Origin of the sequence: Streptococcus sp. CCH8-H5 (genome assembly GCF_001556505.1) — a bacterium.
In the GTDB taxonomy this organism is placed as follows: domain Bacteria; phylum Bacillota; class Bacilli; order Lactobacillales; family Streptococcaceae; genus Streptococcus.
On record NZ_LSIZ01000044.1, the window covers coordinates 36238 to 60302 of the forward strand.

At 41.0% G+C, this 24065-nt stretch carries 22 protein-coding genes; 3 read left to right on the forward strand and 19 right to left on the reverse strand.

The window, feature by feature from the left end; translation table 11 throughout:
- Positions 1-98: 98 nt before the first annotated feature.
- The 8 genes from AX663_RS03640 to cdaA all read right to left on the reverse strand — a co-directional run bounded on the left by AX663_RS03640 (position 99) and on the right by cdaA (position 7484).
- The gene (locus AX663_RS03640; protein WP_060972734.1) at positions 99-1187 is read right to left on the reverse strand and encodes an NAD(P)/FAD-dependent oxidoreductase; all 1089 of its coding nucleotides are present in this window, start codon (positions 1185-1187) and stop codon (positions 99-101) included.
- Between the two features lie 64 nt (positions 1188-1251).
- Positions 1252-2079, reverse strand: coding sequence for a ZIP family metal transporter (locus tag AX663_RS03645; RefSeq protein WP_060972735.1), 828 nt, complete (start codon positions 2077-2079; stop codon positions 1252-1254).
- 12 nt (positions 2080-2091) lie between these two features.
- Positions 2092-2880, reverse strand: a complete 789-nt coding sequence (locus tag AX663_RS03650) for a Nif3-like dinuclear metal center hexameric protein (protein WP_060972736.1) — start codon at positions 2878-2880, stop codon at positions 2092-2094.
- Entirely contained in the window at positions 2870-3556 is a 687-nt protein-coding gene (locus tag AX663_RS03655; protein ID WP_060972737.1) for a tRNA (adenine(22)-N(1))-methyltransferase, read from the reverse strand. Before AX663_RS03655 ends, AX663_RS03650 begins: the two co-directional genes overlap by 11 nt.
- A gap of 98 nt (positions 3557-3654) precedes the next feature.
- Positions 3655-4095 carry a GtrA family protein gene (locus AX663_RS03660; protein ID WP_060972738.1) on the reverse strand — a complete coding sequence of 147 codons (441 nt, stop codon included), beginning with the start codon at positions 4093-4095 and terminating at the stop codon, positions 3655-3657.
- 2 nt (positions 4096-4097) lie between these two features.
- On the reverse strand, positions 4098-5450 hold the full coding sequence (glmM, locus tag AX663_RS03665) for a phosphoglucosamine mutase (RefSeq protein ID WP_060972739.1): 1353 nt from the start codon (positions 5448-5450) through the stop codon (positions 4098-4100).
- 220 nt (positions 5451-5670) lie between these two features.
- Complete coding sequence (locus AX663_RS03670) at positions 5671-6636, reverse strand: CdaR family protein (RefSeq protein WP_002890696.1); 966 nt, start codon at positions 6634-6636, stop codon at positions 5671-5673.
- Positions 6633-7484 carry a diadenylate cyclase CdaA gene (gene cdaA / locus AX663_RS03675; RefSeq protein WP_037597670.1) on the reverse strand — a complete coding sequence of 284 codons (852 nt, stop codon included), beginning with the start codon at positions 7482-7484 and terminating at the stop codon, positions 6633-6635. The genes AX663_RS03670 and cdaA overlap by 4 nt, the downstream gene beginning before the upstream one ends.
- A 101-nt stretch (positions 7485-7585) precedes the next feature.
- Here cdaA and murT point away from each other — a divergent pair, with 101 nt between their 5' ends.
- Both murT and gatD read left to right on the forward strand, forming a co-directional pair.
- Positions 7586-8929, forward strand: a complete 1344-nt coding sequence (gene murT, locus AX663_RS03680; RefSeq protein WP_060972740.1) for a lipid II isoglutaminyl synthase subunit MurT — start codon at positions 7586-7588, stop codon at positions 8927-8929.
- Entirely contained in the window at positions 8929-9717 is a 789-nt protein-coding gene (gatD, locus tag AX663_RS03685) for a lipid II isoglutaminyl synthase subunit GatD (RefSeq protein WP_037600521.1), read from the forward strand. Before murT ends, gatD begins: the two co-directional genes overlap by 1 nt.
- Before the next feature lie 54 nt (positions 9718-9771).
- On the opposite strand, the gene mprF is transcribed toward gatD, so the two are convergent.
- The 5 genes from mprF to udk all read right to left on the reverse strand — a co-directional run bounded on the left by mprF (position 9772) and on the right by udk (position 16180).
- On the reverse strand, positions 9772-12327 hold the full coding sequence (mprF, locus tag AX663_RS03690) for a bifunctional lysylphosphatidylglycerol flippase/synthetase MprF (RefSeq protein WP_060972741.1): 2556 nt from the start codon (positions 12325-12327) through the stop codon (positions 9772-9774).
- A complete protein-coding gene (locus tag AX663_RS03695; RefSeq protein ID WP_002884019.1) occupies positions 12324-13043 on the reverse strand; it encodes an alpha/beta fold hydrolase in 720 nt (239 codons plus the stop codon). Before AX663_RS03695 ends, mprF begins: the two co-directional genes overlap by 4 nt.
- Before the next feature lie 195 nt (positions 13044-13238).
- Entirely contained in the window at positions 13239-13499 is a 261-nt protein-coding gene (locus AX663_RS03700) for a YiaA/YiaB family inner membrane protein (RefSeq protein ID WP_002883990.1), read from the reverse strand.
- Positions 13500-13588: 89 nt separating this feature from the next.
- A complete protein-coding gene (locus tag AX663_RS03705) occupies positions 13589-15508 on the reverse strand; it encodes an ABC-F family ATP-binding cassette domain-containing protein (RefSeq protein ID WP_060972742.1) in 1920 nt (639 codons plus the stop codon).
- Between the two features lie 36 nt (positions 15509-15544).
- Positions 15545-16180 carry a uridine kinase gene (udk, locus tag AX663_RS03710; protein WP_002884073.1) on the reverse strand — a complete coding sequence of 212 codons (636 nt, stop codon included), beginning with the start codon at positions 16178-16180 and terminating at the stop codon, positions 15545-15547.
- Positions 16181-16271: 91 nt separating this feature from the next.
- On the opposite strand from udk, the gene AX663_RS03715 reads away from it, so the two are divergent.
- Positions 16272-17354: a DEAD/DEAH box helicase gene (locus AX663_RS03715; RefSeq protein ID WP_060972743.1), complete on the forward strand. Its 1083-nt coding sequence runs from the start codon at positions 16272-16274 to the stop codon at positions 17352-17354.
- A gap of 52 nt (positions 17355-17406) precedes the next feature.
- Here AX663_RS03715 and AX663_RS03720 read toward each other — a convergent pair whose 3' ends face one another.
- The 6 genes from AX663_RS03720 to AX663_RS03745 all read right to left on the reverse strand — a co-directional run bounded on the left by AX663_RS03720 (position 17407) and on the right by AX663_RS03745 (position 24000).
- Entirely contained in the window at positions 17407-18570 is a 1164-nt protein-coding gene (locus AX663_RS03720) for an ATP-grasp domain-containing protein (protein WP_022495748.1), read from the reverse strand.
- Between the two features lie 46 nt (positions 18571-18616).
- A complete protein-coding gene (locus AX663_RS03725) occupies positions 18617-19357 on the reverse strand; it encodes an esterase family protein (RefSeq protein ID WP_002884014.1) in 741 nt (246 codons plus the stop codon).
- A 46-nt stretch (positions 19358-19403) separates the two neighbouring features.
- Positions 19404-20231, reverse strand: a complete 828-nt coding sequence (locus AX663_RS03730; protein WP_060972744.1) for an alpha/beta hydrolase — start codon at positions 20229-20231, stop codon at positions 19404-19406.
- A gap of 115 nt (positions 20232-20346) precedes the next feature.
- Positions 20347-21780 (reverse strand): NADP-dependent glyceraldehyde-3-phosphate dehydrogenase, encoded by a 1434-nt coding sequence (locus AX663_RS03735; RefSeq protein WP_002884060.1) that lies wholly within the window; start codon positions 21778-21780, stop codon positions 20347-20349.
- A gap of 218 nt (positions 21781-21998) precedes the next feature.
- Complete coding sequence (ptsP, locus tag AX663_RS03740; RefSeq protein ID WP_002890681.1) at positions 21999-23732, reverse strand: phosphoenolpyruvate--protein phosphotransferase; 1734 nt, start codon at positions 23730-23732, stop codon at positions 21999-22001.
- A gap of 4 nt (positions 23733-23736) precedes the next feature.
- Positions 23737-24000 carry a phosphocarrier protein HPr gene (locus AX663_RS03745; RefSeq protein ID WP_045772118.1) on the reverse strand — a complete coding sequence of 88 codons (264 nt, stop codon included), beginning with the start codon at positions 23998-24000 and terminating at the stop codon, positions 23737-23739.
- Positions 24001-24065 lie beyond the last annotated feature (65 nt).

The following is a 24065-nucleotide window of genomic DNA, read 5'->3' on the forward strand; positions in this document are numbered from 1 at the left end:
AAATAACTCTAATAAAAAAGGATCAGCTAGCATCCCTCAATAAGGAGAAATAGCTAACTGATCCATAAATTTCAATATATTGGAGGGTTTTAATACTATTAGTCTTTTTTCTTAACGTACTGAGACACTGGATAGTCTGAACTGTCCAAACTACCAAGTCGGTTCATAGCCAATTCAACCAGATTTTTTCCAATCAGTGGCCCCGTCGTAAGCCCTGAAGATCCTAAACCAGAGGCGACAAAGACACCCTCAAGTTCTGGAACTTCTCCAAAGAAAGGAGAGAAATCACTCGTGTAGGCTCTAGTTCCCACACGTTCTGAGAAGGACTTGGCAGTACTTAGGTCATGGAAATAGGTCTTAGCCTCCTCCTCCAGACTTGCAAGTACAGTCTCATCAACTGTCAAATCAAAGCCTTGGTCATTTTCATGGCTGGCCCCTACCGAAATCTTGCCACCAGCAAAAGGAATGACATCCAATTCGCCCTCTGGCATCAGAACAGGTAATCTACCAGTATCCATACCCTCAAAGAAATAGTCACGCAATTGACCCTTTTGGGGGCGGACGTCTACTTCGAAACCAAGGGGTTCAAGCGTTTGACCTAGCCAGGCACCACAAGCGAGAATGACCTTATCAAAAGTTTGACCATTAATCTCGTAGGTGCCATTGTCAAGAGGAGAGAGTGTGACTGTCCCCTCTACCTTTTCAAAACCTGAGGCATCAATCAAAGTAGCTGTTAATTCTGCCCCCTCCACTCTAGCTCCTCCAGAAGCATAAAGATAACGGTCAAATCCAGTAAATTCCGGGAGGTCGGCAACATTTTTTATAGAAAGTTCACCAATAATGGGTGATTCTTCTAGCCTAGTTTCTGCATGCTGATACAAACCGTCCAACTTACTATCATCTTTCTTGAGAAGGGCTACACCAGACTGATCATAGAAGCTCGTGTCATAACCATCAGTTTCAAGATCTGAAACTAAATCTTGGTAAAAATCGGCTCCCAATCGAGCCATTCGATACCAGGCCTTATTACGACGCTTGGAAAACCAGGGGCTGATAATCCCTGCTGCTGCCTTGGTTGCTTGCCCAAGACCATGATCAAATACTGTAACCTCTGCGTCTTTTTCTTTTGATAAGTAGTAGGCAGCCGTTGAACCGACGATACCTGCACCAACAATTGCAATTTTCATTTTTTACTCCATCTATTTGAAAAGAGCTGAGTCCTATATCAATAGGCACAGCTCTTTAGTATTTTTAACCTAAGGCCACGTCCATAACCATCATGACGACAAAGCCAACCATGAGCCCCAAGGTTGCGACGTCAGTATTACCATTGGTTTGTGATTCAGGAATCAATTCCTCCGTTACCACAAAGATCATGGCACCAGCCGCAAAAGCCAAAGCATAAGGAATAATCACCATCATCCACAAGACTAGAGCAGCTCCCATAACAGCTCCTATAGGCTCCACGATAGCTGACATCGAGCCCCAATAAAAGGCCTTGATACGAGATTTTCCATCTGCTCGAATAGGAATAGAGAGGGCTGCACCTTCAGGGACATTCTGCAAACCAATACCTATAGCTAGACCAATGGCTCCCATAAGACCCGCGAATGTCATATTGCCACCAGCCAAGGCTCCGAAAGTCACACCGACTGCTAATCCCTCTGGAAAATTATGAATGGTGATAGCCAAAAAGAGCAGGGCTGTCTTGGACAACTTTTTCTTACGAGGTTGAATACCTTCTGCTTTAGAGATGTCATTCCCCAAATGCAAATGGGGAACGACGGCATCAATCAAACGAAGGGCAACACCTCCAAGCAAGAAACCAGCTGCCGCAGGGAACCATGACCACTTCCCATAGCCATTTTGAGTCGCATAAGTTAAAGAAGGGTCCAAAAGCGACCAAAAAGAGGCCGCAATCATGACACCTGCCGCAAAGCCCATCATGATATCTAGCAATTTACGGCTAATATTCTTGAAGAAGAAAACAATGGCCGATCCGACAATGGTACAGCCCCAAGTAAAAAGACCAGCAATCAAGGCCAAAAAGACCACATTTTGATGTAAAAGCCAAGTCACAGACACATCCTCCTACAAATGGTCAAAAGGATTGGTTGAGGACTGACTTTCAAGTATGGTCACATTCCAATCATGCTCAAGTTTCCAAGCCTCAAGTTTCTCAGCAATCTTTGAGATAAAAAGGGCTTCGATATGGTGCCCAGGATCAATTGCCAAGAGACCATTAGTAATCATTTCCTGTCCTGTATGGTAGTAAATATCACCAGTGATGAAGACTTGTGCCCCCTTTTCCAAAGCATCCTTGTAAAATCCTTGACCGCTACCCCCACAAATAGCCACACGGCTAACTAGAGGATTGTCATGATTATAACGAACCAAGCGAACACTATCTAAGCCAAAAACAGACTTGACTTTAAGAGCAAGTTCTTCAATAGTCTGAGGCACGATATCACCCACTCGACCGATTCCATGATTTCCAGAAGTCTGCGTTAAATAAGTGGTGTCTTTAATATCAAGTAAGTCACAGAACCAATCATTAAGCCCATTATTAACGACATCAATATTAGTATGACTCACATAGACTGCAATATCATGCTTAACCAGGTCAAGTAAAATATCTCGGTCAGGCGAAGACACCAAATCCTTAACTGGACGAAAAATTGGAGCATGTTTAGCAATAATGAGGTCCACACCTTTTTCAATGGCTTCGGCTACCGTATTTTCACGAACATCCAAAGTAACCATGACCTTCTGAATCTCTTTGTCCAGACTACCAATCTGCAAGCCAACCACATCACCTTCCATAGAAAGCTCCGGTGGACAAAATTCTTCATAAGACTTAATAAGTTCACTATCTAACATGATTCAAAACCTCCTTAATGGTTTGAATTTTATCTTCAATAGCTGTACGATCAGCCTGATTGGCCAGTGGAATGGATCCTAAAGCAAGCTCTAATTTATTGATTTCGCGTTGCCATTTGAGCTGGAAAACCTGAGATTGGTCTTTCATGAGATAAGGACCAAAACGCACTTCCTTGTCCGAAAGGCTCATGTGTCCAGCTTCTGCCACCATGATTTCGTAGTATTTGCCATTTTCAGTCATGATAGACTCTGCAATAATCTCAAAACCATTTTCCATCAACCAGATACGGAGATCATCTTCACGATTATTTGGTTGTAAAATCAGACGGTTTACGCCCTTAAGTTTGTCCTTTCCAGCATCAAGGATATCCGCAATAAGACGTCCCCCCATGCCACAGATTGTGATGGTTGTGACAGCATCAGAAGGTTCGAAGGCAGCCAAGCCATTAGCCAAGCGCACCTCGATTTTATCTTGGAAACCAGAAGCTGAGACATTTGCAAGAGCAGACTCATAAGGGCCTTTTACCACTTCTCCAGCAATAGCTGAAGTAATCAGGCCTTTTTCAAGTAAATAAATCGGAAGATAGGCATGATCACTGCCTACATCCAAGAGTTTTGCACCTTTGGGAACATAGGTTGCTACGTCCTTGAGGCGTTGAGATAATTGTACGTACATATTTCATCTTTCTATTTTTTTAAGTCTATTTAATTATATCAAAAAAGGAAGTTGGTAAGAAATGGTTTTAACACATTTCCTAACAACTTCCTTTTTGCTTATACTTTCTCGCCTGTAAAGACGAAGAATTTAGAAATAATATAGTTCAATACAATGATAAGGACCTGAGAGAAGAGGCTCTCGATACCGTTTACCCAAGCATGACTATGACCAACAAATTGACCAATAATTTCTGGATAGGTATCGACTAAGAAATAGGCCAGTGCCAAATCCAAGACCAAGGTCAATAGGCGAGCACCCACGAACTTAACAAAGCGCGTAACCATACCTGTCTTTTCCTGATTAAAGACAAACATGTCATTTGTAAAAAAGGCAAAGATTATGGCAATCACATTCGCTAAGACTGCTGAAAGTGTTCCTTGTTGGGTAAACTGGAAAATCAAAGTACGACTGACCATATAGACCAAAGTTGCCAAGACACCAAAGAAAAGGTACTTGAAAACTTCGGTGGCCATGAAGGCTCTGAGCTTAGCTATCATACTTAGTCCAATCCAATTTCTGCACGAACAACATCGGCAATCGTATCAACATAGTAGTTCACTTCATCATCTGTTGGGGCTTCTGCCATAACACGAAGAAGAGGTTCGGTACCACTTGGACGAACCAAGATACGTCCATTTCCAGCCATCTCAGCTTCCATTTTTTCAATGATAGCGGCAATTGTAGGAACTTCCATAGCCTTATCTTTCATGCTATTTTCCACACGGATATTAACCAATTTTTGTGGATAGATGGTCACTTCTGAAGCCAATTCAGACAAGCTCTTACCTGTTTCAACCATGACTTTAGTCAATTGGATTGCTGTCAATTGACCATCACCAGTTGTGTTGTAATCCATGATAATAACGTGTCCAGACTGTTCACCACCAAGGTTGTAGCCGTTTTTACGCATTTCTTCGACAACATAACGGTCACCAACAGCTGTCACTGCCTTATTAATGCCTTCGCGGTCAAGTGCCTTGTGGAAACCAAGGTTTGACATAACTGTTGTTACAATAGTATTTTTAGCCAACTCGCCTTTTTGAGACAAATGTTTACCAATGATATACATCACCTTATCACCATCAACAATATCGCCATTTTCATCAACAGCGATGAGACGGTCACTGTCACCATCAAAGGCAAGACCAATAGCTGAGCCAGTTTCTTTAACCAAGGCTTGCAACTGCTCTGGGTGTGTCGAACCAACACCAGCATTGATGTTAAGGCCATCAGGTTGGTCACCAATAACAGAGATTTCTGCGTTCAAGTCAAGGAAAATGTTACGTGCAGATACCGCAGCTGCTCCATTAGCCGCATCCAAGGCAACTTTCATGCCACCGAGGTCAACACCTGTAGCCACCAAGAATTTTTCGTATTTACGAAGACCCTCTGGATAATCCACAAGTGTTCCAAGTCCCTCAGCTGAAGGGCGTGGAAGCGTATCTTCTGCAGCATCGAGAAGGGCTTCAATTTCCGCTTCACGCGCATCATCCAATTTAAAGCCATCGCCACCAAAGAACTTGATACCATTATCAAGAGCTGGATTATGGCTGGCTGAAATCATAACACCAGCACTTGCATTTTCCGTACGGACCAAGTATGAGACGCCAGGTGTCGCAAGTACTCCAAGTTTGTAGACTTCAATACCCACTGAGAGCAAACCTGCTACTAAGGCAGATTCCAACATCTCACCAGAGATACGTGTATCACGTGCCACAAAAACTTTAGGACGGCCAGTCTCATGTTGGCTAAGCACATAACCACCAAAACGACCTAATTTAAAGGCCAATTCAGGCGTAAGTTCAACGTTTGCTTCTCCACGAACACCGTCTGTTCCAAAATATTTACCCATAATTTTATTATTAGTGCTTGAGCACTAAATCCTCCTTAAACTGTGATGCTGTTTAGCAAGAGTCAATCTAGTGAAATCTATCTAGACAATCTAACTTTATAAGATTTCGCCAATATTTTCAACCCTTGATTTTAAACATTTTTAATTGGTTACATTTTTATGAGATTAGTCCCTCTCAATCCCATCCATTATACATGAATTTAGGAAAAATGTAACTCCCCTATTTTTGCGTAACTTTTAAGTTAACCTTAACAGTGCCAGGCTGAACCGTAACACCTTCTGCCTTAAGGTCTATTGTTTTTGAAGTGTCCTTAGTCACTTGGCTAATGTCCACAGGGACTGTAATGCTATCAATCTTATCCATAGCTTCTTGGCTACCAACAATAGTCACATGTCCACGATTAAAGCTATAGCTGATACTAGACACATTGCTAGCCTTATCTCCAGTCAGTTCGACCTTGACAGGAACAGATTTGCTTAATTTTCGCAAACTAATCTTGGCATGCACCTTAGCTGGTGAGATTGAACTTGCTAGGACTGTTCCATTGGTCGAAACTGCTTGAAGGACCAAGTTCCCATCATAATCTTCAGACAGGTTGGAATCGCCTTCCAATACTGCTTGAACATGATCAATCTGGTTAATGATATCTTCACTCGAAGTCACCTCTACCTTGGTTGCATCCAGGCTAACTTTTTTAACTTCATAGCCATTTGCCAACTTATCTGATGTGATGTTAGCTACGACGTCAAAGGTCTTGCTGGCTTTTTTACCAATAGTCGCCGTCAAGGTTGATGGCGATACTTGCGCAGACATTCCAGCTGGAAGATCCTTAACCTGAATAGGTACTCGACTGGTTCCTTGACCCAGATTCGACAAATCAGCAACTAATTTAAAGTGACGCGTATCACTACTTGTCTCAGTCGTTAAAGCCAGCTGTGTTGTCGCTGTCAAATAGACTTCGGCATCATAGGAATAACCACTGATAAAGTACTTATCACTATCATATTTAATATCCACAGGAACCGACTCAACGGTTTGTGTAAAGGTATTAGATGCACTTGAGCTATTGTTTTTATTTTGCGTATTTCCCGACCATGCCGTGAAAAAGAGTACCACAGCAAAGAAGAGAGCAACTAGCATCTGCCATAAACGATCGTTTTTAAAGAAATTTACGAAACGCTTCATTTTTTGCTACCTCCAATCCATCGTTGGAAGAATGACTGACGTGGTTCTTGTTCTTTCAACAAGATAAGACTCAACTCTTGTTCAAATTCTTGAACCGAGAGATCATGGATGAAATTCCCCTTGTAAGCAATTGAAATCGCACCAGTTTCCTCAGACACAACAAAGGTCAGTGCATCTGTCTGTTCTGAAAGACCAATAGCAGCCCTATGTCTAGTTCCAAACTCTTTGGAAATCTTATTAGATTCCGTCAATGGCAGATAAGAACAAGCCGTCGCAACCTTGTTATCTCTGATGATAACAGCCCCATCATGAAGCGGTGTATTTGGGATGAAAATATTAATTAACAGTTCCCCAGTCACCACTGCATCAAGTGGAATACCAGTCGCAATCTGCTCTTGTAAGGTCTGAGTCTGTTCAATAGAAACCAGCGCCCCAATCTTACGAGGACTCATGTACTTAACAGCTTTAACGAAGGCTTGAACCAACTTCTCATCTGAGCTAACCTCTTTATTTTGCAAAAAATGCTGAGGCGTACGTCCAAAGGTTTCAAGTGCAGAACGAAGCTCTGGCGCAAAGATCACAACCGCCGCAATGGCTCCATAGGTGATAACCTGATTCATCAAATAAGAAATCGTCGTGAAGCCTATAAAATCAGAAATCAGTTTGACTAAAATAAATAAGACAACCCCTTGAACAAGGGTCATAATTTTTGTCCCTCGTAGGGCCCTAATAAAGCGATAAATTAAAAAAGCAACAATCAATATGTCCAAACTATTGACGATAACTTTCAGCGGACTATCAAAGAGTGACCGCCAAAAATCAATATCAATGGACGAAAGTATTCCCATACATATCACACTTTCTTTTAATTTTTAAACAGTTTCTATTATACCACGAATTCTAACTATTTTGAGACTACAATCACTACTTTTTGTGATAAAATAAATTCATGACTATGAAAACTACCATGGGAATTCTAGCGGGAAAAGCTAGCCATTTCATCCTTTCAAAATTGGGACGTGGCTCAACCCTGCCTGGAAAAATCGCCCTTAAATTTGACAAAGATATTTTAGACACTTTAGCCAAGGATTACGAGATTGTCGTTGTCACTGGAACCAATGGTAAGACTCTGACAACAGCTTTAACAGTAGGAATTCTTAAAGAAGCTTTTGGTGAGATTGTAACCAACCCTAGTGGGGCCAACATGATCACAGGAATCACTTCTACTTTCCTAACAGCTAAAAAAGCCAAGTCTGGTAAGAAAATCGCTGTCTTGGAAATTGACGAGGCTAGCCTTCCAAAAATCACTGAATACATCACTCCAAGTCTTTTTGTCTTCACAAATATTTTCCGTGACCAAATGGACCGCTATGGTGAAATCTATACCACTTATCAGATGATTTTAGATGGTGCTGCTAAGGCACCTGAGGCCACTATTTTGGCCAATGGGGACAGTCCTCTCTTTAATTCTAAAGAAGTGGTCAATCCTGTACGCTTCTATGGTTTTGACACTGAAAAACACGCTCCAGAGCTGGCACATTATAATACCGAAGGAATTGTCTGCCCTAAATGTGAGAGCATTCTTCAGTATCACCTCAATACTTATGCTAATCTGGGTGACTATGTATGCCTCAACTGTGACTTTCACCGTCCAGAATTAGACTATAAGCTAACAGAGTTGACTAAAATCACTAACACTACTTCTGAATTTGTCATTGATGGACAAGATTACAAGATTAATGTCGGTGGTCTTTATAACATCTACAATGCCCTTGCTGCCGTCTCTGTCGCTGAATTCTTCGGAGTGGCTCCAGAGCAAATCAAAGCTGGTTTTGATAAGAGTCGTGCTGTCTTTGGACGCCAAGAAACCTTTAAGATTGGTGACAAATCATGTACTCTCGTACTAATTAAGAATCCAGTAGGAGCCAGCCAAGCTCTCGATATGATTAAACTTGCAGATTATCCGTTTAGCTTGTCAGTCCTTCTTAACGCCAATTATGCTGATGGTATTGATACTAGCTGGATTTGGGATGCCAACTTTGAAAGCATTATCGAGATGGATATCCCTGAGATTAACGCTGGTGGTGTTCGCCATTCTGAAATTGCCCGTCGTCTTCGTGTAACCGGCTATCCAGAGGAAAAGATTACGCAAGCAGAAAAACTTGAAGATATTATGGCCTTGATTGAAAAACAAGATTGCGATCATGCCTATATCTTAGCGACCTATACTGCCATGCTTGAATTCCGTGATATTCTTGCTCAACGTCATGCTGTCGGAAAGGAGATGAACTAATGACTTATACTTCACTCAAATCTCCAGAAAATCGTGACTACACCTATGACCTAAATGTCGCCCACCTTTATGGTAATCTGCTCAATACCTACGGTGACAACGGAAATGTCCTTATGATCAAATACGTGGGTGAAAAACTTGGTGCTAAGATGACCTTCGACATCGTTTCAGTTGGTGATGACTTCGACAAGGACCACTACGACATGGTCTTCTTTGGAGGTGGTCAAGACTACGAACAATCCATCGTTGCTAAAGACCTCCCAACTAAGCGTGAGGCTATTGGTCAATTCATCCAAGATAACAAAGTAATTCTTGCCATCTGTGGTGGTTTCCAACTTCTTGGTCAATATTACATCCAGGCTAATGGTGTCCGCATTGATGGTATCGGTGTTATGGGCCACTACACCCTCAATCAAGAAAATAATCGTTATATTGGTGACATCAAGATCCATAACGAAGAGTTCGATGAAACTTACTATGGCTTTGAGAATCACCAAGGGCGCACCTTCCTCTCTGATGATGAAAAACCACTTGGAAAAGTGGTCTACGGTAATGGTAATAACAAGGAAGACGGTTCTGAGGGTGTCCACTATAAAAATGTTTATGGTAGCTACTTCCATGGACCAATTCTTTCTCGTAACGCCAACCTGGCCTACCGTTTGGTCACTACTGCCCTTCGTAACAAATATGGCCAAGACATTAAATTGCCAAGTTACAATGACATTCTTTCAAGTGAAGTCGCTGAAGAATACGCAGATACTAAATCAAAAGCAGAATTTGAAAAATAATTCTATGACATAGCAAAATAGCGAAACCCTAAGGGTTTCGCTATTTTTTCATCTCTATTTCCAAAGTCGTCTTTTCTTCAATCTGTCTTCAATTTTACGATTATCAATCCTTAAAATGGCAATCATATCAAACAAGAGCCAAGTTCGTTTAGGATAAACAATGTATTTTGGAGACCATATTGGAGAGAACTTTTCCTTATAACGTTGGAGCCCACTAAAAGAGTAAAAACGCTGCGCAAAGACATAGACCAAATTGGCAACCTTCTCTTCCAAGAAACTATCTTCTTCAGTACCCACATTCGCGAGTGGAGCCATTCCCATATCGAAGTACTGCTTTCCTTCTGCTTGGAAATACTGGAAGAGTTTGACAAAGAGGTAATCCATGATACCTTCAGGTGCCTTTTCAAAATCATAACGCATAAGGTCAATCGTCGCCACCCGTTTGTTTTTGGTTGGCATGATATTGGCAAAGGCTACAATTTCTCCATCCTCACTCTCAACAATAGCAATCGGTGCCTGCTGCAGATAAGCTTCATCAAAGAAACCAAGAGAGAAGCCCTTCTCCTTACGACCGTTAAGCCAAATATCTGAGACAGCCTTCATTTCTTGCATCTGAGTCTCTGAAAATGGAGGATCAAGCAACTTAAACTGGAAACCTGCTTTTTCGACACGATTGGTTGGTTTACGGAACTTCTTACCATGCTTACCATCGACAGAGAATGTCGTCAAATCAACCATGGCGTTTTCCCCAAATTTCATAAAATCAAAGCCATAATCATGAAGCATCAGGGTAATACTCTCGTCTGCCTCATAAAACAAGGCTTGTAAATTCCAATCTGATAGTGTCTTCAAGAAAGATTCCCAAGCTGCTCGGTAATAGTTTTCATTACCAATTGGATTTCCCATAACCACACACTTGTTGCTGGTTTGTGCAAATTGGAAAACTACCTGGTCTTGTCCATCGACACGATACCAAAAGAGGCGTTTATCATGTAAATAAGCCAGAGCACTTTCTGATGCACCTCCGTATTTCTCAAGGAGAGCTGTGAAGCGCTCGTCATCCATACTTTGACCAAAGGGCCTACGGGGTGCCAAAATTCTCAAGACTCCCCAAACAATAGTTGCAATGATAACTGATGCCAGTAAAATATCAAACCAAATATGAACAAAATGTCCAAGAACATCCCGGTTCTTAGGTGGCAATAAATGAGACCAAAAACCGCTGCCACCCAGAACAAGAAGAACCAGAATAGTAAAGGCTAGGAAAAGGAAATCCTTTGTTTTGTCTTCCCAACTATAAACAAAGTAACGATGATACAACCTCTTTCTGATGATCAACATAAGCACCAAAGAGAGTACAATTAGGAAAGACATAGCCCAAGAAATACCATTGAGATTGACATAAATCAATGTCAAAACAAAGGTTATTAAGGAAGCAATGAAAGCTCCCTTCACCCGACGTCTGATGAGACGAGCCATGAAAATGAATAGGGTTCCAAATAGGATGCTTGGGAATTGCCAAATTAACTGTTCCTGAATAGGATCAAAACTGCTAATAAAGTAGACATTTGCCAAGCGTTCAGGGATTAAGGCTGACAAAATCAAGAAAATACCTAAGAAACGCAGCAAATACACGAGAAAACGGTGGAGAGTTCCACCAAATACTCGTGAAGAAAGTTTGAAGTATTTCTCGTTGATACGCCCTCCCATGTGTTTGAAAAAGAAGACAACACCTAACAAGAAGGGAATAACGTAGTAAGTTAAACGAAAGAGCAAGAGCAGACTAACCGCAAGAGCATTACTAACCCCCATAGAGGTCAGACCGGTAATCACAATCAAATCGAAACTACCAATCCCGCCCGGAATCATAGAGAAGATACCAATAATAACCGCTAGGAAATAAAGAGGAATCAGATTATAAAGAGGAACATGCAAGCCCATTAAATAAGCTACACTTACAAAGCTTCCAAGGGCCGTTCCCCATTCAGCTGTCGAAGCTAAAAGAAGACTTAGCCTCGTTTTCAATGGTACTTGACCAAAATAGGCTAATTTTTCACGACTAGAAACAAAGAAAATAAAAGGCAGATAAAGGAAAATACCCAATAACAGTAACCAATACTTTCTTAAATCTGGACTTAGAGGGAAGAACCAAAAGACAGCGAATACCAAACCACTTAAAAGGGATAGGCCAGACATAAAGTAAGGCAATAAACGAGAAAGTGCCTTAACACCCGTCTTTTCCTGCCCATCCTCAGAATAAAAGGAATATCTCAGACCCACATCGACCAAACCAGCAAAACCAGCTAAATTATTGATGGTGTTAACAGCCCAACTTGTTTCTAAGATATAGGATTTGGAATAATCCGTTTCTAGCTCCTTATTCAGTATGATGTCATAAAAGAGCATAGGGGAGACAGCGACTAGTCCGATGATAGCCATCAAAACAAGATGCCAAATAGACAAACCGGCCAGAGCTGACTCAAGTGACTCTAAAGTGATGGTCCGTTTGAGGCGAACCAATTCTATGACGACAAGAACCGTAATCGAGATAAAGAAGATAGATTTAACGGCCGCTTTTAAAGGTTGAAGTCTCTCTAAAAGACGCTTCATGCCACCACCTCTTTTCGACTAATTCTCACAAGCTCACGAATCATTTGATTGAAAATCTTATATTTACGTTGAGCTAGACGATGCCCTTCACGACGTTGGACATAGAGCTTATGAATCGGAAAGAGTTCTGAAATCTCCCTAGAATGCCTGATACTGATAACATCCCTTTGCCCCATAACTACCCAAACAGGATAGGCAGCCTGATGTAGACGTTCCCTATCTAGTGGCAAGTCATGAAGCATAAGCCCCGTTACCTGAGCCATGATATCCATTTTAGATGAAAATGGTGACAAGGCTTTTAAGCAAAGATATTGTAGATAGACCGCGAATCTTGAGCGTCTCGTCAACCCATTAAAGGTCATATTTCCCGCATTAAGCAAAAGCCCTGCAATCCGGTCAGGATAACGACTAGCATAAACCATAGCCAAATTGGCACCATCACTATGACCGACAAATAAGGCCTTCTTGATATTCAAATATTGCAAAATTTCCTCCAAATCGGCAGCCATCTGTTCAAAGGTCATCTTAACACTATGACGACTGGACCTGCCGTGATTACGACTATCAATGAAAATTAAACGATAGTCTCGATACAGAATTCCTTGCTTACCAAAGTAATTTCCTGACAAATTATTGCCATGCAAAAAAACAATTGGAAAGCCTTTACCGAGATCACGATAATAGATGATTTGACCATCTTTCACTTTGAATTCCATAATATTACCTACCTTTTCACTAACGCATTCTTATACGATAATTAGTCTTATAAGGCATTGAGGCTGATGAATTGGACTTATCTCATTCCAAAACCATCTAACCCTCTTCACTCCATTATAACACTTCCACTAGGAAAGAGTCAGAATATTTGTGCATTTTCTGCAAAAAGAAAAAGCCTTTTCAGGCTTCTCTTCTTATTGTTCGAAAGTTTGTTGTGCGATGAGTTTGTTATAGTTTTCTTCATCTTCTTGATTATCACGGACAACCTTAGATACTGTAAAGGAAGATGAAATCAAGCCAACACATCCCATGAGGTAGTAACCCTTAACCATCAAAGGCTCTTTAAGGGTATAGAGGCCTACCAACATCAAGATTACGAAGAAGGCAAATGATCCCCATGCCATCATGTTGAAAGATGTTGTGTTACGATACACTTTTTTCTTTACTTTGTTCATAAAGTTAGTCTCCTTTTATATACTAAGACTATTATACCAACAATATAAGCCTTTCACAACTCAAAACATGAAAAGGCTCTCATCATTCCTTAACCTTCCAACTGTTCTGATAAGTCACTCCACTCTTCCATCAGAGCTTCTTGAGAAACTGATAAGTCATCCAGCTCTTTCTGCAAGTCAGACAATTCTGCCACATCATTTGTTTCAAGCATGGCAGCAGAAATTTCCTCCAAGCGTTCCTCAATCGTCTCTAGCTCATTTTCAATTTGCTCAATGCGTCGACTTAGTTTACGCATCTCTTTTTGATTGGCTTTTTGAGCTTGATAATCACTAGCTCCCGCTGAAGCCACTTGGACTTCCTCTGATACTTGATTTTCCTCTGCCTCAAGACGTGCTAACTCTTCAAGCTCCGCCTTCTTTTCAAGGTAGTAATCGTAGTCTCCAAGATAAATGGTCGCTTCATCCTCAGAAATTTCCATCACTTTGGTTGCCACTCGGTTGATAAAGTAACGGTCGTGGCTGACAAAAAGAAGCGTTCCATCAAAGTCGATGAGGGCATTTTCCAAGACTTCCTTACTATCAATGTCCAAGTGGTTGGTCGGCTCATCTAGGATGAGGAAGTTGTTGTTTTCCATTGATAATTTAGCTAGGAGCAAGCGAGCCTTCTCACCACCCGAAAGCATGGAAACCGACTTTTTGACATCATCACCTGAGAAGAGAAAGGCTCCCAGACGGTTACGAATCTCAACTTCAGGAGTTGTCGCAAAATCATTCCACAACTCATCAAGAACAGTGTTTGACGGTGTCAAGGCAGATTGGGTTTGGTCATAGTAACCCACTTCAACATTGGCACCATAAGTTGATGTTCCCTTGATAAATGGCAGTTTACCTACTACCGACTTGATAAAGGTTGTTTTTCCGATACCATTAGGTCCCACAATGGCAATGGCATCCATCTTCTTAACATCGAGAGAAATAGGCTCTGAGAGAATCTCATCGTCATAACCAATAGCAGCATCCCTAACAGTCAAAACTACATTTCCAGAGACCTTATCCGCATGGAAAGTCATATTAGCTGACTTTTGACCTTCTGTTGGCTTATCCAGACGTTCCATTTTCTCTAGCTGTTTACGACGGGCTTGAGCACGCTTAGTTGTAGAGGCACGGACAATATTACGATTAACAAAATCCTCCAGCTTAGCAATTTCCTTTTGTTGCTTTTCGAAGTTCTTTGCTTCAGTAGCCAATTTTTCAGCCTTGAGATCCATGAATTTTGAATAGTTTCCGACATAACGATCTAAACTATGTTTGGTCAAATCCAGGGTCACTGTCGCCACCTTGTCCAAAAAATAACGGTCGTGACTGACAATGATTAGAGCTCCCTGATAATTGACCAAGTAATTTTCCAACCAGGCAATGGTCTCGATATCCAAGTGGTTGGTCGGTTCGTCCAGTACCAAGAGCTCAGGCTTCTCAAGCAGCATTTTCGCCAAAGCCAGGCGCGTGTTTTGCCCTCCAGAAAGATCTGAAATAGGCATCTCCCACATGCTTTCATCAAACTTAAAACCATTGAGAATAGCTCTGATATCAGATTCATAGGTAAATCCACCTCGCTGTCTGAAATCCTCGGAAAGTCGATCGTAGTCAGTCATTAACTTGTCCAAATCAGCCCCAGTCAACTCGGCCATCTTCATTTCCATGTCACGTAGACGTTTTTCATCTGCACGTAGGTCTGCAAAGACATTTAACATTTCCACATAGATGGTATTGCTAGACTCAAAGCGACTATCCTGAGCCAAGTAAGACAAATTCAAATCACGTTTTGTGTTGATTTCACCACTCGTCGGCGCTTCCTCTCCAACCAAGATTTTCAATAAGGTTGATTTTCCAGCACCGTTACGGCCAACCAAGGCAATACGATCGCGTTCATCTACCTGAATATTAATATTATCAAAGAGCACATCTCCTGAGAAAGAGCGCTCAATCTTGTTTCCTTGTAAAATAATCATAACGTTTCAATTATACCAAAAAAGCCAAGCTCCTGCTTAGGCTTTCTGACTTTCTTTCAAAATGCTTGCTACCTTAGTATTAATCAAATCGATAGCAACAGTATTTGTGACACCTTCAGGAATCACCACATCTGCGTAGCGTTTCGTTGGTTCGATAAACTGGTGATACATAGGTTTAACCACACTGATATATTGCTCAATGATACTATCCAAGCTACGGCCACGCTCTTCCATGTCACGCTTGATACGACGGATAATACGAATGTCATCATCAGTATCTACAAAAAGCTTGATATCCATCAAATCACGCAAACGTTTATCCTCAAGTACCAAAATCCCTTCAACAATGAAAACATCCTGTGGCTCTTGACGATAAGTCTTTTCACTACGAGTGTGTTGGGTGTAGTCATAAATGGGAATATCCACTGGACGCCCAGCAATCAGCTCATTGATGTGTTCAATCATAAGATCTGTATCGAAGGCAAAGGGATGATCGTAGTTAGTTGACACACGCTCTTCAAAAGTCAAATGTGTCTGATCCTTATAATAAGAATCATGCTCAATCATGGCAATTTTCTCATCTGGAAAATTTGATAGAATGGCACGAGAAACACTGGTCTTACCGCCACCAGAGCCACCCGTAACCCCAATAATAATCGGTTTTTTAGGCATGGTAAATTCCTATCTAATATAGTCTTTCTTATCTATTCTACACTAAATCATGATATAATAAAAGCAAATCCATATAGAAAATGAGACTTTTATGTTTAAAAACTTTACTGAACAATGGCAAGACCTCCTTAAAGAAAAAGGAATCACTACAGAGACTGCCATTCAAAAAGAACTCTTTGCACCAATCACTGAAGGAGATAATGTCCTAGGTATCAGTCCTACAGGAACAGGTAAGACCCTTGCCTACCTTCTCCCACTGCTCCTCAAACTCAAACCCAAAAAAGCTCAGCAACTGCTTATCCTAGCACCTAATTCTGAACTTGCTGGACAGATTTTCGACGTAACCAAACAGTGGGCTGAGCCACTAGGACTCACTGCCCAGCTCTTCCTTTCTGGCTCTAGTCAAAAGCGACAAATTGAACGCCTGAAGAAAGGACCGGAAATTCTCATCGGAACCCCTGGCCGTGTCTTTGAGCTGATTAAACTCAAAAAGATCAAGATGATGAACGTCAATACTATCGTCCTTGATGAATTTGATGAGCTTCTCAGTGATAGCCAATACCACTTTGTGACAAAAATCAGCCACCATGTTCCTCGTGACCATCAAATGATTTATATTTCGGCAACCAACAAAATTGACGATCAAGATCTTGTCGAAAATACTATCGTTTATGACCTATCTGATCAGGAACTAGACACCATCAAACATTATTATATCAGTGTTGATAAACGTAACCGTGTCGAACTTCTCCGTAAGTTCTCCAATATTCCTGACTTCCGTGGCCTTGTCTTTTTCAACAGTCTTTCTGACCTTGGTGCTACTGAAGAACGCCTCCAATTTAACGGAGCTTCAGCAGTATCATTGGCAAGTGACATCAACGTCAAATTCCGTAAGGTTATCTTGGAAAAATTCAAGAACCATGAGATTTCACTCTTACTAGGTACTGACCTATTGGCACGAGGCATCGATATTGAAAATCTGGAAGTGGTCATCAACTTCGATATTCCTCGAGACCGTGAAGCCTACACTCACCGTGCAGGTCGTACCGGACGTATGGGAAATGAAGGTAGCGTCATTAGCTTGGTAACCCATCCAGAAGACCTCAAAAAACTTAAAAAATTCGCTAAAGTATCAGAACTGGTTCTTAAAAACCAAGAACTCCACGAAAAATAAGCCATTACAAAAGCACTTCAGTTTACTCTGAAGTGCTTTTAACATATACAGATTAGGCTTTTTTACCAAAGTCCTCAATCATTTGTTCCATTTCCTCACGACTTGGAGTTGTCAACATATAAAGGAAGTCACCTTGCAACTCTGCAAAGGCTGCAGGCATGATTTTCTTAACTTTAAGTTGTTCACGATACTTATCAAAAAGTTCTTCTTCTGAGTAAGCATAGTGTGAGCTTGCACGACGTGAAGTTGCTAAACAGTAAAGTGGCTCAAACTGAGAAGCTGGGAATGGTTCTCCAGCAACGATATCCGCATAGCCCTTGTACAAATCGAAAGAATGAGCATAGTTATAGACGTCGATTGTGAAGCCACCTGCTGGACGGTTGTTATATTCAATAGCAATATAATCGTCACCATCACGGAAGAACTCAATATGGAAGAAACGTTCCTTCATACCAAATTCTTTGACAATTGCCTCACCATACTTACGTAACTTAGGATCCATATCCTTAAGAACGTAGTAAGAATTGTCCATCTTGTAAATCATCAAGTCAAGTGGAGTGTGAGCATAATCGAAAGTTGTTGAGAAGACAATATTACCATCATGATCAATCAAACCATCGAAAGTACAGATTTCACTTGAAGTTACAAATTTTTCAAAGAAATAAACTGTTTCATGGTCCCACTCAGCCTTGAAATGATTGATATCATCTTCTGTTTCAAGTTTGAAGGTTGCAGCTGCACCAACCCCATTATCTGGCTTAGCAATCATTGGAAGACCAATTTCTTTCACAGCTTTATCCACATCTTCGTCAGTTTTAATAACAGCACCAGGCACAACTGGAACACCAGCTTTTTGGAAGAGTTTCTTCATTTCAGACTTGAATTTAGTTTTCTTAAGGTCTTCTGGCTTAGCACCAAAAACATTGAACTGTTCACGAAGTGCTGCATCCAATTCCAACCAGTATTCATTATGAGATTCGATACGGTCGATTGGACCATGTTTGTAGAAAAGAAAGGCTACGGCACGCTTAACTTCATCCAAGTTTTCCAAATTGTCTACACGGAAGTACTCAGTCAATGCATCTTTCAAAGGTTGATCCAATTGCTCATAAGGCTCTTGACCAATACCAAGAACTGTGATTCCCTTATTTGCAAGTTCAACTGTAAACTGTTGGAAGTTTTGTGGATAGTATGGTGAAATAACAAGATAATTCATTAGTGATTCCTCTTTTATAGTTATTTAGATAGGATAGACAAAGAAATTATAGGTTCATATTGTCAAGGAAATAAGGCATTTGTTTACGCCACCATTCCCAATCGTGAGCGACATCATGGCCCCACTCAGAGAACCAAGCTGGAATGTTCTTTTGTTCAAAGGCTTCCTTGAGTTTATAGTAAGATGGAAGACCATCTTGTTCCCAAGCACCAAGACCTGTACATACGATGATCTCAGCTTGACGGTAGCGGTCGATAAACCAACCATCATTTTGGTTCCAGATATAATCTGATGGGGAATTTTGGTAAATAGCTTCATCCCCTCCAAACTCACCCACAAAGAAACGAGCATCATAGACACCACTAAGGGCTACTACTTTATTGAAAACATCAGGGTGTTGCAAGAAGAAATTAAGCGCATGGTAAGCACCCATTGAACATCCTGTTGTCATCATTGGATCAAACCAACCAGTTTTGTGTTTGATAAACGGAATAGCTTCTTCAATAACATAACGTTCATAGGCACGATGCATTTCAGCACGATCGTGTGGATTTTTCCAATCACAAAGCCAGCTTTCACTGTCCACACTTGATAGCGTAAAGAATTGTACGCGTCCTTCTTCGATAAAACGTGCACAAGCATCAATCATACCAAAGTCATAGTATTCGTTATGGCTACCACCTGATGACGCAAAAACCACAACAGGGATACCAGCGTGCCCATAACGGTTAACATACATTTCACGATTAAGTTGACCACTCCAGTGGCTAAGATGTTCGATATTCATATTTATATTCCTTTTCCTAAATTAAAATAATTTTCGTTAATATAGACTAGTCCCACTTTTCAGCGAAAAAGCGAAGACAGTCTGGTAAATTCTCGGCCCAAGCTTCTTCATTGTGTTCAGCACCAGATTGAATGTGAATCTTGATATTTTCCAAATCAACCCCACGAGCGATCAAATCATGGTAATAGCTCAATGAAGAGTCAATATAAGCCTGCTTAATGTTACCAGCCATCAAGGTCTTGTCAGTATCATCAGCTTCCTCAGTCCCTACATAAATGTAGACACGTTGATCTGCATCGAGCTTTTGACGCGACATGTAACGATCAAAGGCATCTTGATGCAACCAGTTAGCTGAAGAAAATACCCCAAGACAACCAATCTGCTCCTTATAATCAAGCCCCATAAACTGAGTGATATTACCACCAAGAGATGAACCAATCATAGCTGTATGCTGACGATCTGAGAAGGTACGGTACTCCTTGTCAATAAAGGGTTTAACCACATCCATGACAAACTCCGCATACTCTACTCCCTTGCCTCCGAACTGAACACCAGGGATATTAGATTCTTGGTACTTCCACGCAGAATACTCATTCATACGGCCAGGGCCATCATTATCGATGGCTACAACAATCATGCGCGAAATATCAGGATTACGCTTGATTGTTGGGATAATCTTCCAAGAATATCCAGAAAATGACTCCTTACTATAAAGAACATTCTGACCATCATGGAAATACACGACAGGGTAAGAACGATCTGTATCCGTTTCATAGTTCTTAGGTAGAAGAACACGCACACGACGAAGTTTACCAGTGTATGGCACCTCTAATTCATGGGTCTTCATAACCAAGTAAAAATAAGATTTATTCATTGTCAGAAAACTCTCTATATTCGAAATTTAGTTCTATTATACCATATTTTAAAAGAAAAAGAGCCCCAATAATGGGGACTCTTTACACTTTTTTAATGATTGAATAGCTAAACTCTTAGTAGTTTGCAATATCAAATACTGTTGATTTCACACGAGTCATAGCTTCGATAGAGTATTTCACACCTTGAGTTCCGGCACCAGATCCTTTAATACCAAGGAATGGGAAGTTATCTGTACCACGTTGTGTTTTGTTGTTGATGTGAACTGTACCAACTTCAAGTTGTTCAGCAATTGCAAACGCACGTGGGTAGTCTTGAGTGAAGACTGCACCTTGAAGACCAAATTCAGATTCGTTAGAAATCTTGATTGCTTCTTCAACTGAAGATACACGGATGAATGGCAATACTGGACCAAATGGTTCTTCCCAAGCAAGACGCATGTCAGTTGTCACATGGTCAAAAACAGCTGGGTAGATAAGGTTGCCTTCACGTTTCAATTCAGTTTTAGCAGTAGCACCTTGTTCAACGGCATCATCAATCAAACCTTGAACGAAGTCAGCTGCTTTTGTATCGATAAGTGGTGTAACGCTTGCGCTTTCTTCAGGCATACCAACAGTGATATTACCTACCAAAGCAGTTACTTTTTCTACCAATTCATCTGCAACGCTATCCATTACAAGGACACGTTTGATAGCTGTACAACGTTGACCTGAATAGTCAAAGGCACCAGCAACAATGTTTTTAGCAGTCAAGTCAAGGTCAGCATCTTCAAGAACGATAGCGGCATCTTTACCACCAAGTTCAAGCATGATTGGACGCATAGCTGCCAAACGACCGATGTTTTCACCAACTGGTGTTGAACCTGTAAAGTTGATGAAATCAACTGCTTTGTGCTCAACAATGTAGTCACCGATAACAGAACCACGACCTGTGATAGAGTTCAAGACACCTGCAGGGATACCAGCTTCAACAAATGCTTCAACCAAAAGAAGACCTGAGATAGAACCTTGTGTTGGTGGTTTGAAGGCAACAACGTCACCAGCAATCAAGGCAGGAGCAATTTTAGAACCAGCCAAGTTTACTGGATAGTTAAATGGTGAAATAGCAAGGACAAGACCTACTGGTTCGCGACGAACAACAGCAATTTTTTTCTTGCTACCAGCGTCAAAGGCACCACCTTCAAGTACTTCACCTTCCAAACGCAAACCTTCTTCAGCTGCATAGTGGATGATTTCAGCAGTACGAACAACTTCACCGATTGCAGATTTCAAACCTTTAGAGATTTCTTTAGAAAGAACTTGACCGATTTTTTCTGCATCACGTTCCAAGATATCTGCTGCTTTATGAAGGTAAGCTGCACGTTCAGCATATGAAAGCGCACGCCATGCTGGGAGTGCTGCTTTAGCTGCTGCGTAGACTTCGTCTACTTCAGCTTGGCTCATCGCTGGAACTGATCCAAGTTCCTCACCGTTTGCAGGTGCGTAAATAGTAATTTCGTTTTCAGATGTTTTCCACTCACCATTGACATAGTTTTTGTATTGTTTAGCCAAGATAGTAACTCCTTTTATCTATTATAAGACCTATTTTATCATTTTTTTAGAAATATTCCAAGATTTAAACGAGAATTATTCAGAAAATTTTGACAAAAAATAGTTAAAATTGTTAACCTAGGTTAGCCGTATTCTACTCCTAACTAAAGAATGAGTCAATTATTTTGTCTCCGTTTAGATATAAAAAAAGTGAAAGCCTAAGCCTCCACTTTTTATGATTAGTCTACGTTAACGTATTCTTTTGAAAGTTCAAGAACTTCTTCCATTGTTGCACATTCAGTAAGAGCACGGTTAGCGTATTCTTCCATTTTAGCTGTGTCAAGTTTCTTCATCAAGCTACGTGTACGAAGAACAGATGTCGCTGACATTGAGAACTCATCCAATCCCATTCCAACAAGAAGTGGAACAGCAGTTTGGTCACCAGCCATTTCACCACACATACCAGCCCATTTACCTTCAGCGTGAGCCGCTTTGATAACATTGTTAATCAAACGAAGGATTGATGGGTTATATGGTTGGTAAAGGTATGAAACTTGTTCGTTCATACGGTCAGCAGCCATTGTGTATTGTATAAGGTCATTTGTGCCAATTGAGAAGAAATCAACTTCCTTAGCAAATTGGTCAGCAAGCATAGCTGCAGCTGGGATTTCAATCATGATACCTACTTCGATATCGTCTGCAACGGCAACACCTTCAGCAACCAATTTAGCTTTTTCTTCTTCAAGAATACCTTTAGCAGTACGGAACTCAGTCAACAAAGCAACCATTGGGAACATGATACGCAATTTACCGTGAACAGATGCACGAAGCAAAGCACGCAATTGTGTACGGAACATTTGATTACCAGTTTCAGAGATAGAAATACGCAAAGCACGGTAACCCAAGAATGGGTTCATTTCTTTAGGAAGGTCGAAGTAAGGGAGTTCTTTATCCCCACCGATATCCATTGTACGAACGACAACAGGTTTACCGTTCATACCTTCAAGAACTGCTTTGTAAGCTTCATATTGGTCATCTTCAGTTGGGAAGTCTTGAGAATCCATATACAAGAATTCTGTACGATAGAGACCAACAGCTTCAGCACCGTTATCATTTACACCTTCAACGTCTTTAGGTGTACCGATGTTGGCAGCCAATTCGAAATGTTTTCCATCAGCAGTAACTGTTTGAGCATCTTTAAGGAGAGCCCATTCAGCTTTTTGTTTAGCGTAAGCTTCACCAGCTGCTTTGAACTCAGCAATTTGCTCTTCAGTTGGGTTGATAACAACTTCACCAGTAATACCTGAAACAGCCAAAACATCACCATCTTTGACAAGTTCTGTGATGTTATTTGTTCCAAGAACGGCTGCGATTTCAAGTGTACGCGCCATGATAGCTGAGTGACTTGTACGTCCACCGATGTTAGTAACAAAGGCTTTTACGTACTTTTTGTTCAACTGAGCTGTATCAGATGGTGTCAAGTCATGAGCAACAACGATTGATTCTTCGTTGATTGTTGCCGGGTTAGGCAATTTCTTACCAAGCAAGTTAGCAAGCACACGTTTTGTAACGTCACGAATATCCGCTGCACGTTCTTGCATGTATGGGTTATCTTCCATACCTTCAAAAATAGCGATAAACATGTCTGTTACTTCTGTCAAAGCAGCTTCAGCATTAACTTGTTTAGCACGGATAGTTTCTTTAATTTGACCAGTCATTTCTGGGTCAGCAAGAACCATCAAGTGAGCATCAAAAACGGCTGCCGCTTCTTCACCAAGGCTTTCAACTGCTTTTTCACGGATAACAGAAAGCTCGTCTTGTGACGCCGCTAGAGCAGCATCTAGACGAGCCTCTTCTGCACTTGTATCTTCAACTGTTACAGTTTCAAATGACAAGTCCGGTTGAACAAGCAGATATGCCTTAGCAACTGCAACACCATCAGATGCTGCGATTCCTTTAAGCATTTCTGTCATATTCTTATGCCAATCCTTCTTTTGTCATTGTTTCTGCGATTGCTACGATTGCATCATCAGCATCAGCACCTTCTGCAGAGATAGTTACGTCAGCACCTTGACCAACACCAAGGCTCATAACACCCATGATTGATTTAAGGTTAACTGCTTTACCTTTGTAGTCAAGAGTGATATCTGAAGCAAATTTGCTAGCTGTTTGAACAAGCAAAGTAGCTGGACGTGCGTGGATACCTGTTTCTGCAACAATGTGGAAATCTTTAGAAGCCATAATGGATTCTCCTTCTTAGTTTGGAATATTTGAGTTATCAATGATAACCCTTACAATTTAGAATT

Bases quoted from the DNA above. Each gene is read 5' to 3' on its own strand.
- AX663_RS03640 (WP_060972734.1), bottom strand. From the start codon at position 1,187: ATGAAAATTGCAATTGTTGGTGCAGGTATCGTCGGTTCAACGGCTGCC.
- AX663_RS03650 (WP_060972736.1), bottom strand. From the start codon at position 2,880: ATGTTAGATAGTGAACTTATTAAGTCTTATGAAGAATTTTGTCCACCG.
- AX663_RS03655 (WP_060972737.1), bottom strand. From the start codon at position 3,556: ATGTACGTACAATTATCTCAACGCCTCAAGGACGTAGCAACCTATGTT.
- AX663_RS03660 (WP_060972738.1), bottom strand. From the start codon at position 4,095: ATGATAGCTAAGCTCAGAGCCTTCATGGCCACCGAAGTTTTCAAGTAC.
- glmM (WP_060972739.1), bottom strand. From the start codon at position 5,450: ATGGGTAAATATTTTGGAACAGACGGTGTTCGTGGAGAAGCAAACGTT.
- AX663_RS03670 (WP_002890696.1), bottom strand. From the start codon at position 6,636: ATGAAGCGTTTCGTAAATTTCTTTAAAAACGATCGTTTATGGCAGATG.
- cdaA (WP_037597670.1), bottom strand. From the start codon at position 7,484: ATGGGAATACTTTCGTCCATTGATATTGATTTTTGGCGGTCACTCTTT.
- murT (WP_060972740.1), top strand. From the start codon at position 7,586: ATGACTATGAAAACTACCATGGGAATTCTAGCGGGAAAAGCTAGCCAT.
- gatD (WP_037600521.1), top strand. From the start codon at position 8,929: ATGACTTATACTTCACTCAAATCTCCAGAAAATCGTGACTACACCTAT.
- mprF (WP_060972741.1), bottom strand. From the start codon at position 12,327: ATGAAGCGTCTTTTAGAGAGACTTCAACCTTTAAAAGCGGCCGTTAAA.
- AX663_RS03695 (WP_002884019.1), bottom strand. From the start codon at position 13,043: ATGGAATTCAAAGTGAAAGATGGTCAAATCATCTATTATCGTGATCTC.
- AX663_RS03700 (WP_002883990.1), bottom strand. From the start codon at position 13,499: ATGAACAAAGTAAAGAAAAAAGTGTATCGTAACACAACATCTTTCAAC.
- AX663_RS03705 (WP_060972742.1), bottom strand. From the start codon at position 15,508: ATGATTATTTTACAAGGAAACAAGATTGAGCGCTCTTTCTCAGGAGAT.
- udk (WP_002884073.1), bottom strand. From the start codon at position 16,180: ATGCCTAAAAAACCGATTATTATTGGGGTTACGGGTGGCTCTGGTGGC.
- AX663_RS03715 (WP_060972743.1), top strand. From the start codon at position 16,272: ATGTTTAAAAACTTTACTGAACAATGGCAAGACCTCCTTAAAGAAAAA.
- AX663_RS03720 (WP_022495748.1), bottom strand. From the start codon at position 18,570: ATGAATTATCTTGTTATTTCACCATACTATCCACAAAACTTCCAACAG.
- AX663_RS03725 (WP_002884014.1), bottom strand. From the start codon at position 19,357: ATGAATATCGAACATCTTAGCCACTGGAGTGGTCAACTTAATCGTGAA.
- AX663_RS03730 (WP_060972744.1), bottom strand. From the start codon at position 20,231: ATGAATAAATCTTATTTTTACTTGGTTATGAAGACCCATGAATTAGAG.
- ptsP (WP_002890681.1), bottom strand. From the start codon at position 23,732: ATGACAGAAATGCTTAAAGGAATCGCAGCATCTGATGGTGTTGCAGTT.
- AX663_RS03745 (WP_045772118.1), bottom strand. From the start codon at position 24,000: ATGGCTTCTAAAGATTTCCACATTGTTGCAGAAACAGGTATCCACGCA.